Below are 10299 nucleotides of genomic sequence, written 5' to 3'. Positions count from 1 at the left end.
CGGCTCGCCGGGCGCGTACGGCGGGGTGACGGCGGGCGGCGCGGCGGCCGTGTGCGTCAGGCGGCGGGGCCCGGCGCGGAGGCCCGCTTGCTGACGTCGCGCCGCGAGACGGCTTCCGCCACTTCGGCGAGAGCGGTACGGAGGAAGGCTCCGTACGCGTCGTCGGGAAGGTCGGGGGTGTGGGCCTCGGCGGCGGTGAGGTGCTCGCCGGCGGCGTCGAAGGAGCCGAGGCGGCGGTAGTTGTCGGCGAGGTTGAGGTGGAGGGACGGGTAGAAGCCGGCGATGTGGAGGCCGGCGTGGTGCTGCTGTGTGCGTGCGTCGGTGGTCGCATCGGCCGCGTCCAGGGCACGGATGTCCCAGGCCAGCGCCTGGGCGGGGTCCTCGTGGAGGTCCGCCAGGTAGTGCGCGAGCGTGCAGCGGTGCAAGGGGTCGCCGGTGACGCCGATGGTGGACCAGAGGGTCAGGAGCTGCTGTCGGGCGGCGGAGGTGTCGCCGGCTCGTCCTTGTACGACGGCTCGGCTGATGGCTTCCATGGTGGGGTCGGGGGTGATGGTGCTCATGGTGGTCTTCCTCGTCGTCGGCGGCGGTGCCGTGGTCGGGCCGTGGTGGTGTCGATCGGTCAGCGATCGGTCAGGAGGTGTGGGTGGGGTCGACGGGCATGGCCAGCGTGGTGAGATCGCCGCGGTCGGCGGAGCGGATCGTGACGGGCTGGTCCGGGCCGCGCAGGTCGAGCATCACGTCGGGGCCGATGGCGGTGCTGACGGCCGGGTAGAGCGTGGTCAGGGCGAAGGTGATCCGCAGGTCCTGGCCCGTCACGGTGGCGGGGAGCGGGGTGCCGACGGGCGCTGCCCCGGTCACCCCGGCACCTTCGGTCACCTCGACGGTCAGAGCGTGGCGGGTGATGTGCAGCGTGATCCGTTCCCCCGAGTGTTCTTCCAGGGCTCGTAGGAGGAGATCCTTCGCCACGGTCGTACGGGTGCCGGGCTCGGGCAGCGAGTCGAGCATCGACCGGTGGTCGGGGAACTCCTGCGGCAGAAGCCGGCAGTGCCGGTCTTCGCGGTCCGGCATGCGCAGGCGTACGGCGTGCGGTGACGCCTCGATGCGTACGAGCGCGCTGCGGCGGATCTCCGGCACCGCAGAACGCAGTTCGTCGCCGTCGACCGTGGCAGCCCAGGCCGCGCCGGTGGCTTCGGTCCCGGCGGGTACGAGGGTCCGGGTCGCGAGGCGGTACCGGTCCGTCGCGGTGAGCGTGACGGCTTCCTGCGTCGCCTCGATGCGTACGGCGCCGAGTACCGGCAGGCCCGGTTCGTGCGCGGTCGCCGTCAGGACCTGCTCGATCGCGTCGGCGAGTACCGGTCCCGTGAGCGTGGCCACCGGCAGGCTCGGACCGTCCGTGAGCGCCGACTTGATCGAAGCGGCCTTCTGCCGCACGGCTGCCGCGTCCGCGAGGACCTGCGCGACGTGATCGTCGACCAGCCGGGACGCCTCGCCGGGGTCGGCGTCCAGGACCGCATCGACGGCGGGCAGCGGCATGCCGATCTCGCGGAGCTGCCGCAGCGCGGCCGCGCGTGCCACCTGGCTGGCGGCGTAGTAGCGGTAGCCGGAGTCGGGGTCGACCTCCGCGGGCGGCAGCAGCCCGGAATCGGCGTAGAAGCGCAAGGCGCTCGCGGTCAGCCCGGTACGCCGGGCGAAGACCCCGATCGGCATCAGTTCGGTGTTCGGCACGGAGTCATGGTCGGGCTTCGACCGACTTGAAGGTCAACTCGGGTCAGGTGTGTCGACGTCGCGCTCCGCTCGTAGGCATATCGCGCTCCGCTCGTAGGCATACGGTCAGCGGGCGGATCTCGGTCCGTTGCGGTCTGTGGCGAGGACGTGGCGTACCCGGCGCGCTCAGCCCCGGATCAGGACCAACGCCCAGAGCGCCGCGGCCAGGCTGAAGGTGATGAGGGCCAGGAGCCAGAGGCGGCTGCTGGTGCTGTGGCCGGCGGGGCGTGGGCCGGCGGGGCTCGGCCCGGACGTGGACGTGGACGTACCCGGCGGCGCTGCCGCACCCTCGACACCGGCGGGCGGCGCGAGGTGGTAGCTGGTCACCTCGGGCTCGGGCGACGCCCCGTCCGGAGCCGTTGCCGCCGGGGTGACCGTCCGAGGATCCGGCCCGCGAGGAGTCGTACGGGGCGTCCCGCCGCCCGCCGCACCCGCCTGCGCCTCCCCACCGGGCCCCGCCGCCCCGAACCCCTCGGGCAGCGGCCCGAGTTGATCGAAGACCTCGATGGGCTCCGCATCGGCGGCCGCGGCCGCCGGCAGCCGCTCGGCCGCCCGCGCGATGGCCGTACGGGCCTGGGCCGCGCTGCGGGCGCGGGCGCGCGGATCGGGTTGCAGCAGCATCAGGACGGCCTGCCAGAGCGGCTCGTCGATGCCGGGCGGGGCCTGTGGTGCGACGGAGGCGGCTTCCAGTTCGCGTACCAGCGCACGGGCGTCCGGCTCGACGCCCTGCAGCAGATACAGCGCCACCACCCCCACCGCGAAGAGATCGCCCGCGATGTGCGGATCGTCCCCTTCGAAGAGTTCGGGGGCGATGTAGCCGGGCGTGCCCACGACGTGATGGTTCTCGGTCAGCCGTGGGTCCCCGCGGCGCAGCGCGAGCCCGAAGTCGGACAGCCGTACGCGCGGGGTGCCGACGCCGGTCGCGTCGAGGAGGATGTTGGCCGGTTTGATGTCCCGGTGGAGCACCTGCTCGGCGTGCACCGCCTCCAGGCCGGACAGGAGCTGGTCGAGCAGGGTGCACACCAGGCGGGGCGGCAACTGCCCGTAGTCGCCGACGAGATCCTCGAGCGAGCCGCCGTCCGCGAGCTCCATGGCGATCAGCACCCGGTCGTCGTCCGCGGCCCAGCCGGCGGGGGCCAGGACGTGCGGGTGCTCGATGCGCATGCTCTGCTCCCGTACGAAACGGAGCAGGTCCTGGGCCGCCTGGCGCTGCAGCACCTTGGCCGCGACGTACCGCTGCCGGCGCAGGTCCCAGGCTCGCCAGATCGTGCCGGAGGCGCCTCTGCCTATCTCGTCGGCCAGGACGTACCGCCCGGCGAACACCGTCTCGCTCATCTCACCCCGTTCGTGCCGTACGGCCTGCTGCTGTGCGCCTCGCGTCGAAACCCCGTACGAACTGTGCCAGCTCCGTGGGCGGCGCGCCGAGTCGGGGCCGGGATGGGGCCACCCCTTGCGCTTTGCGCTCGCGAAGCATACGTTTCTCTTTGCAAATTACCGGGCGGGGTGCAGCCGGCCGCAACCCCCCTTGTCCCACGCCGACTTGGATGGAGTCCGAGCTGATGACGTACTCGGTCGACAGTGTTCGCACCGCGGTCGTCCGCGGCCCGCGGGCCATGGCCCTGCTGATCGTCGCCGCGCTCACCGCGGCGCTGGTCGCGGCGGCCGGCGCCGCCCCCGCGGCCGCGGACGAACGGCAGCCGCGCATCATGACGATCCTGGACGCCTCCGGGTCGATGAAGGAGAAGGACGCCGGCGGTCGCACCCGCCTGGCCGCGGCCAAGGAGGCGGTGACCGGCCTCATCGACGACGTGCCCGACGGCACGGCGATGGGCGTACGGGTCTACGGCTCCGAGTACGCCGGCGAGGACCCGGGCCCGGGCTGCCGGGACACCCGGCTGCTCGCCCCCGTCGCGGAACTCGACGACGCGGCCAGGAAGAAGGCCACCGCCGAGGTCCGCCGCATGGACGCACTCGGGATGACACCGATCGGCGCGACGCTGAAGCTCGCCGCGAAGGAGCTCGGCGACGACGGCCCGCGCCGCATCATCCTCGTCTCCGACGGCGAGGACACCTGCGCCCCGCCGTCCCCCTGCCGGGTCGCCCGCGAACTCAAGGGCGCAGGGCTCGACTTGGTGATCGACACGGTCGGCCTCAAGGTCACCGCGAAGGCCCGCGCGGAGCTGAAGTGCATCGCGAAGGCGACCAAGGGCCGGTACGCGGACGCCGGCGACGCGGACGAACTGGGCGACGGCCTCGACGACTCCGTCAAACGCGCCCTCAGCCCGTACGAGGCCTCGGGCGCCCGCGTCCACGGCGCGACGGCCTGCGACGACGCCCCGCGCCTGGAGCCCGGCCAGTACCGCGACGCGCTGACGTACGGCGACAAGCGGTGGTACAAGGTGCGGGTCCGGCCGGGCCAGTCGCTGCGCTTCTCCGCCGCGGTCATTCCCGAGAACGGCGAGTACGAGCGGGCGTCCTTCGTCCGGGTCCGGCTCCATCTGCCCGGCGAGGAGCGGCCGTTCGACGACGAGCAGACCGTGAAGTCGAACTGGACGAACGTCATCAGCACCGGAGTCGCGAGCGACCGCCTGACCTGGGACGCGATCCCCGAAGGTGAGGACGTGGCGGACGTCTGCGCCCAGGTGGTCGACGACGTGGGCACCGCCGCGGGGAAGGCGCAGCCGGTCGAGATCGCCGTCGGCCTCGGAGGCCGGGCCGTGGACGCCGACGGCAGGCAGGCCGCGGACGCGGGCGCCGGCGCGGAGGCGGGACAGGCCACCGGGCAGTCCCCGTCGGCCGGCCCGGACGGGAAGGCCAAGGACGGCGCCGACTCCCGGAACGCGGGAGCGTCCTCGGCCACCACCCGCCCGGGGCCCCTCGCGCTCGCCGCCCTGGCGGGCCTCGCCGGCGCCGTCCTGGTACGTACCGCCCTCAACAGCCGGAGGACCTCGTGATCAGCCCACGGACCGGGCGCCGTGCCGCCCTCGCCGCGTGCCTCGCCGCCCTGCTCGCGACAGCGGCCGTACCCTCGGCCGGCGCGGCGGACGGTGACAAGGGCGGCGGCATCAAGGGCGGCGCCACCTTCAACACCGCACGGCCCGTCGAGGCCGGAACGCTCAGCGGGGACACGGTGGTCGGCGACCTGTACTTCTACCGCGTGGAGCTCGAGCGCGGACAGTCCCTGTCCGTCACGGCGCGGACGACCCTGCCCGCCGGCTACAACCCGGGCCCGGAGCCCGAGGCGTTCGGCGTGGCCGTTTACGACCCGGTCCGGCAGCCCGTCCGCTGCAAGGCGGACAGTCCCAACGCGGCGATCTGGAAGGGCGGAAGCACGGCCCGCGAGGGCGGCGACGTCGACGCCGACTGCTCGATCGGCGTCGAGGAGGACAACGACGCCGCCGTCGAACTGGCCGGCACGTACTACATCCAGGCCGGAATCACGTCCACGAACGCCGGCCGCGGCAACACCCTGCCGCTGCGCCTCGACATCGAGATCGCCGATGGGGGAGTGGCACCCGAACCGGCGGAACCCTTCGACCCGGGCAAGCGCATGGGCGGCGGCGGTACGGGCGGGGCCGAGGCGTCCGATCGCGAGCGCCCGAAGACTCAACAGGCCTCCGCCGCCTCGCCGTTGAAGACCTGGGGCGTCCCCGTCGCGACGGCCCTCACCGCCGCCGCCCTCGGCTTCGTCCTCCTCGCCGTCATCGACCAGCGACGCCGCCGGAGGAGCTGAGGCTCAGTCCGTACGGCCGAGGGATTCGACGAAGGAGGTCCAGGCCGGGGCCGAGAACACGATCGCGGGTCCGGTGGGGTTCTTGCTGTCGCGGACGGGGATGCGGGCGGGGGCCGGGGCGTCGTTGACCTCCAGGCAGTCACCGCTGCTGGCTCCGCTGTAACTCGACTTGCGCCAGCTGTCGTTGACCTCCAGGCAGTCTCCGCTGTCGCCGCCGCTGTACGACGACTTGCGCCACATCGTCAGGGTCGAGGCGTCCGGAATGGTCGTGGGCTGCTCACTGATGCTCTGCACGGTCGTAATCCTCCGCGATGGATCGGATCATTGCCAGGGATTCCCGGTGGGAGAGGGCATCGCCCATGGCGTGATCGTAGGCCGCCTGGCATTGGGTCACCACGGAAGGGACTTCGAGTACTCGGCCCGTCTTGAGGCCTTCTACGTAGGCCACGGGTGGCAGGTCGTCGAACCACATGAGTGAGACGAAGCCTTCCAGGAGGGCGTGATAGCCCACCGCGAACGGCAGCACATGAACCCGAATGCGGTGCGATGCCCCCAACTCCGCGATGTGCCGCAGCTGTTCGGCCATCACCTCCCCGCCCCCGACGGGCCGCCGTAACACCGCCTCGTCCAGCAGTATCCACACCACCGGTGAAGTGAAGTCCCGCAGGATACGGGCGCGTTGGAGGCGCGTCCCGAGGAGTTTGTCGCGCTCGTCGGGAGTCTTCGGTGGGTGCCCGGACTCGAGTACTGCGCGGGCGTAGGCCTCTGTCTGGAGGATCCCGGGTACCAACTTCGGCCCGTAGACCCGAATCACCGTGGCCCGCTCCTCCAACCGCAGCGCCTCCGCGAAGTGTTCCGCGACCGCGCCCTCCCCTCTGGTCGGCAGGAAGGTCACGAAGACGCCCCCGGTGTCGAGGATGCGGTCGAGTCGCTGGGCGTCGTCGAGGGCGGGGCGGCGGCGTCCGGCCTCGATGTGCGCGATGTGCGTACGGGACATGACCGCCCGCACGCTCAACTCCTCCTGGGTGAGCCCAGCCGCCTCGCGCCGCCGACGCAGCTCTTCCCCGTAGCTGGTCCGAGATCCCGGATTGTCCTCGATGGCCATGGACGCCTCCCCAACTCCCGTACAGACGTGTGCAATTGCCGCGTCGTGCTCCCTGAGCCTAGCCGCGCCGACAGCGCGCTGTGACGGTAATCGCACGGAGAGTGCGGTCCTAGGGCGAGAGAGATGCACGGACCGCTGCCGTGATGCGATCGACGTCGCCGCGTTCGGCCGGCGGCAGCGGCGCCCGTACGGCGGTCCGGCAGCGGTCGGCGGCGGCCAGGAGCCGAGCGGCGAGTGCGGAGCGGCCGGCCTCCTGGTGGGCGCCGGCCAGGCCTTCGAGTGCGAGGGCGATCGCTCGGGGGTCTCCGGTGGCGCGGGCGGCCGTGAGGCCCTCGGTGTGGAGATTCAGGGCGAGTTCGTGGTCCCCGCGGAGCTCGGCGATGAAGCCGAGTTCGGCGAGGATCAGGGCGGCGCCGTTCGCGGCCTCGAACCGGCGGTTCCACGTCAGCCAGGTGTGCAGCAGTGCCTCGGCGTCCGCCAGGCGCCCGAGGCGACGCGCGCCGAGTGCGAGGCCGATCTCGGCGAACTCCTGGGCGCGGTGGTCGGCATTGCGGACGGCGAGCCGTCGGCCGTTGCGGTGGTACTCGTCGGCTCGCGCGTGGTCGCCGTCGAGCAGCGCGATCCGGCCCAGTTCGGACCAGCGGATCGAGGCCTCCGTCCACAGTCCCAGGTCCTCGGCGATCCGCAGCCCGGCCCGGTGCTCGGCCTCCGCGGCCCGGTAGTCGCCCTCGATCTCCGCGAGCCTGCCCGTGACTCCGATGGCCTGCAACTGCCCCCATCTGTCGCCCAGTTCACGGAACAGCGCGAGACTCTCCCGGGCGTCGGAGCGGGAATCCGTCAACTCGCCACGCACATGCCGCTGTACGGCTCGTACGCTCAGCGCCGCTGCCACTCCCCAGCGATCGCCCGACGCCCGCGCATCCGCCAGCGTCAGGTATACCAGCTCCTCGCCGACCTCCAGCGCGCCGAAGTTCGTCGCGGCGTGGGCGAGGAGCCACCCCGGGCCGACCCGCCCGGCCTCGCCGGCGTCGGCCATGTCCTCGTACAGCCGCAGCGGCGCACGGCTCACCGGCCCGGAGCCGAGCGGCTCGCCGGACAGCATCGTCGTCGCCGCGTGCCATGCCGCCACGTGTGCGCGGTGAGCCGCCACGTGTGCGCGGTGAGCCGCCACGCGCGCGCGGTGACCGGAGAGCGTCCCTGCTTCTTCGTCCGCCGACTCCTCCTCGCCCTCCGGTGGTTCCGCGACGGCCAGGGCTGCCGTCATGGCGCGTCTCGCCTCCGTGAGCCGGCCGCGCAGGAACCAGTACCAGGCCATGGCCCGCACCAGGCGCAGGGCGAGCAGGGCCTCACCGGTGGCCACCGCGGTGTCCAGGGCTGCGCGCAGATTGGCGGCCTCCGCGTCGAGGCGGTGCAGCCAGACCTGCTGCTCACCGCCGCGCAGCCGGCTCTCGGCGTGTTCGGCGAGCTCGGTGTAGTGGCGGAGGTGTGCGGCGCGCAGCCGGTCGTACTCCGTCGCGGCCCGGCTCCCTCGGGGCCGCGTGTCCCCGTCGTCCGGTTCCGCACGTGTGGCCCGCAGCTGTTCCAGGCCGTACGCGGCGACCGACTCCAGCAGGCGGTAGCGCGGACGCGGCTCCTGGTGAGGGCTCGGGCCCTGCGGGTCGGCGGCCACGACGACCAGCGACCGGTCCACCAGGCGGGCCAGCAGGTCGACGACCTCGCCGGGCCGCACGCCGCCCCCTGAGCAGAGCGCCTCCGCGGCATCGAGCGTGCAACCGTCGGAGTGGATCGCGAGGCGCCGGAGCACCGTACGCTCGGCGGCCGTCAGCAGATCCCAGCTCCAGTCGATCACCGCACGCAGCGTCCGCTGCCGGGCAGGGGCGTCCCGCGGCCCGCTCGTCAGGAGCCCGAACCGGTCGTCGATCCGCTCGACCAGCGCCGCCGTGCCCAGCACGCGCAGGCGGGTGGCCGCCAGCTCGACGGCGAGCGGTATGCCGTCCATACGGCGGCAAATGGTGGCGACCGCCGCGGCGTTGCTCTCGGACAGGGCGAAACCGGGCGATGCCGCGGCCGCCCGTGCCACGAAGAGCCGGACCGCGCTCGACCGCATCACTTCGGCGTACGACGCCCCGGGCTCGGGCACTTCCAGGGGAGGTACCGGCCAGACCTGCTCGCCCGAAATGCCCAGCGGCTCGCGGCTGGTGGCCAGCAGGCGTACTCCCGGTGCGGCCTGCAGCAGCAGGCGTCCGAGGGTCGCCACCGCCTCGACGACGTGTTCGCAGTTGTCCAGTACGAGCAGGAGCTGCCGGTCCCGCAGCGCGTCGGCCAGCCGGTCCGCCAGGGGGTGCGGGCCCCCGGCCACGGACGGCGGTCGCGCGCCGCCGGTGTCGTCACGGATCCCGAGCGCCACCGCCACCACTTCGGCCAGGTCGTCCACGGCCGTGCCGGAAGCCCCGGCCGTATGCGCGGTGCCGGCGAGCTCCACCAGCCGTACTCCGTCCGCGAAGTACGGCGCGGCCTCCTCGGGGTCGGTCGGGTCGGCGGCGACCGGGTCGGCGGCGACCTCGAGCGCGAGACGGGTCTTGCCGACGCCGCCCGGACCGGTCAGCGTCACGAGCCGCTCCTCGGCGAGGAGCGCCCGCACATCGGCCACGGAACGCGAGCGCCCGATCAGACCGGAGAGCGGGGCGGGGAGCCTCGTGGCCGGGGGCCGGCTCTCCCCTTGCTGGAGGCTCTCCCTCTGCTCGAGGCTCTCCCCTTGCTGGAGGACCTCGCCCTGACGGAGGATCTCCCCCTGAAGCGTGGCCAGTTCGGGCCCCGGCTCGAGTCCGAGCTCCTCGGCGAGCACCCGGCGGACCTGCTGGTAGACCTCCAGGGCCTCGCCGGGGCGTCCGCTGCCGTACAGGGCCCGCATATGGGCCGCGCGCAGCCGCTCACGCAAGGGGTGACGCTCGGTCAGCTCTCTGAGCTCGCCCGCCAACTGGCCGTGCTCGCCCAGCTGGAGCCGGGCTTCGGCCTGCTCCTCGACGACCAGGAGCCGCTGCTCCTCCAGGCGCGCGGCCGCCACCCGGGCGAAGGGCTCGTCCGCGAACCCGGCGAACGCGGCACCCCGCCACTCGGCCAGCGCCTGAGCGAACCCGGTGGCCCTCTCGCGAGGACCGGCCGCCCGCCGTGCCCGCCCCGCAAGCGCGAGGAAGCGTTCCGCGTCCACCGCGTCGTCGGCCACGAGGAGTTGGTAACCCGGAGGGCGGTGCACGACCAGGCCGTCCTGCCCCGCACGCGCCAGCGCTCTGCGCAGCCGGGACACCAGTGTCTGCAGCGCCGCGGCCGGCCGGGCGGGCGGCTGCTCGCCCCACAGGTCGTCCGCCAGCCGATCGGCGGGGACGACCTGACCCGGTGCGACGAGCAGGGCGGCCAGCAGGGTGCGCACCTTCGCCTCGGGCACCGTGACGAGCGCACCGTCCGCCCGCTGAACGGCCAGTGGTCCCAGTACCCCGAAGCGCATCGGCTCAGCGTACGGGCAGCACACGGACTGCGGACGAGCGCCCGACGGCGGACCGGGAGCCGGGCGACTGCGGGCCGACTGCGGACCGAAAGCGGATCGCATGCAGACCGAGAGCGCCGTCCCGCAGAGTCGTCCCCGCAAGCACGACCGACCACGTGCCGGCACGGCAACAGGACCGCATGTCGGCACGGCAAC

General features: G+C 73.3%; 8 protein-coding genes. 2 read left to right on the top strand and 6 right to left on the bottom strand.

Annotation, left to right across the window (positions count from 1 at the left end; all coding sequences use genetic code 11):
- Positions 1-56: 56 nt before the first annotated feature.
- The 3 genes from DY218_RS23060 to DY218_RS23050 all read right to left on the bottom strand — a co-directional run bounded on the left by DY218_RS23060 (position 57) and on the right by DY218_RS23050 (position 3099).
- Positions 57-560, bottom strand: coding sequence for a hypothetical protein (locus tag DY218_RS23060; RefSeq protein ID WP_128558043.1), 504 nt, complete (start codon positions 558-560; stop codon positions 57-59).
- A gap of 70 nt (positions 561-630) precedes the next feature.
- Positions 631-1725, bottom strand: a complete 1095-nt coding sequence (locus DY218_RS23055; RefSeq protein WP_128558042.1) for a DNA polymerase III subunit beta family protein — start codon at positions 1723-1725, stop codon at positions 631-633.
- 165 nt (positions 1726-1890) lie between these two features.
- A complete protein-coding gene (locus DY218_RS23050; protein WP_128558041.1) occupies positions 1891-3099 on the bottom strand; it encodes a serine/threonine-protein kinase in 1209 nt (402 codons plus the stop codon).
- A gap of 209 nt (positions 3100-3308) precedes the next feature.
- On the opposite strand from DY218_RS23050, the gene DY218_RS23045 reads away from it, so the two are divergent.
- Both DY218_RS23045 and DY218_RS23040 read left to right on the top strand, forming a co-directional pair.
- Positions 3309-4718, top strand: coding sequence for a VWA domain-containing protein (locus DY218_RS23045; protein ID WP_128558040.1), 1410 nt, complete (start codon positions 3309-3311; stop codon positions 4716-4718).
- Positions 4715-5497, top strand: coding sequence for a hypothetical protein (locus DY218_RS23040; protein WP_128558039.1), 783 nt, complete (start codon positions 4715-4717; stop codon positions 5495-5497). The genes DY218_RS23045 and DY218_RS23040 overlap by 4 nt, the downstream gene beginning before the upstream one ends.
- 3 nt (positions 5498-5500) lie before the next feature.
- On the opposite strand, the gene DY218_RS23035 is transcribed toward DY218_RS23040, so the two are convergent.
- The 3 genes from DY218_RS23035 to DY218_RS23025 form a co-directional block, all read right to left on the bottom strand.
- On the bottom strand, positions 5501-5791 hold the full coding sequence (locus DY218_RS23035) for a DUF397 domain-containing protein (RefSeq protein WP_407703676.1): 291 nt from the start codon (positions 5789-5791) through the stop codon (positions 5501-5503).
- Positions 5775-6602, bottom strand: coding sequence for a helix-turn-helix domain-containing protein (locus DY218_RS23030; protein WP_128558038.1), 828 nt, complete (start codon positions 6600-6602; stop codon positions 5775-5777). Before DY218_RS23030 ends, DY218_RS23035 begins: the two co-directional genes overlap by 17 nt.
- Before the next feature lie 109 nt (positions 6603-6711).
- Positions 6712-10104, bottom strand: a complete 3393-nt coding sequence (locus tag DY218_RS23025; RefSeq protein ID WP_128558037.1) for an AfsR/SARP family transcriptional regulator — start codon at positions 10102-10104, stop codon at positions 6712-6714.
- Positions 10105-10299 lie beyond the last annotated feature (195 nt).

It is taken from the genome of Streptomyces triticagri (assembly GCF_003429565.1).
Classification (GTDB): Bacteria; Actinomycetota; Actinomycetes; order Streptomycetales; family Streptomycetaceae; genus Streptomyces; species Streptomyces triticagri.
This window is presented reverse-complemented; position numbering and strand designations above follow the sequence as displayed.

Bases quoted from the DNA above. Each gene is read 5' to 3' on its own strand.
- DY218_RS23060 (WP_128558043.1), bottom strand. From the start codon at position 560: ATGAGCACCATCACCCCCGACCCCACCATGGAAGCCATCAGCCGAGCC.
- DY218_RS23050 (WP_128558041.1), bottom strand. From the start codon at position 3,099: ATGAGCGAGACGGTGTTCGCCGGGCGGTACGTCCTGGCCGACGAGATA.
- DY218_RS23045 (WP_128558040.1), top strand. From the start codon at position 3,309: ATGGAGTCCGAGCTGATGACGTACTCGGTCGACAGTGTTCGCACCGCG.
- DY218_RS23030 (WP_128558038.1), bottom strand. From the start codon at position 6,602: ATGGCCATCGAGGACAATCCGGGATCTCGGACCAGCTACGGGGAAGAG.
- DY218_RS23025 (WP_128558037.1), bottom strand. From the start codon at position 10,104: ATGCGCTTCGGGGTACTGGGACCACTGGCCGTTCAGCGGGCGGACGGT.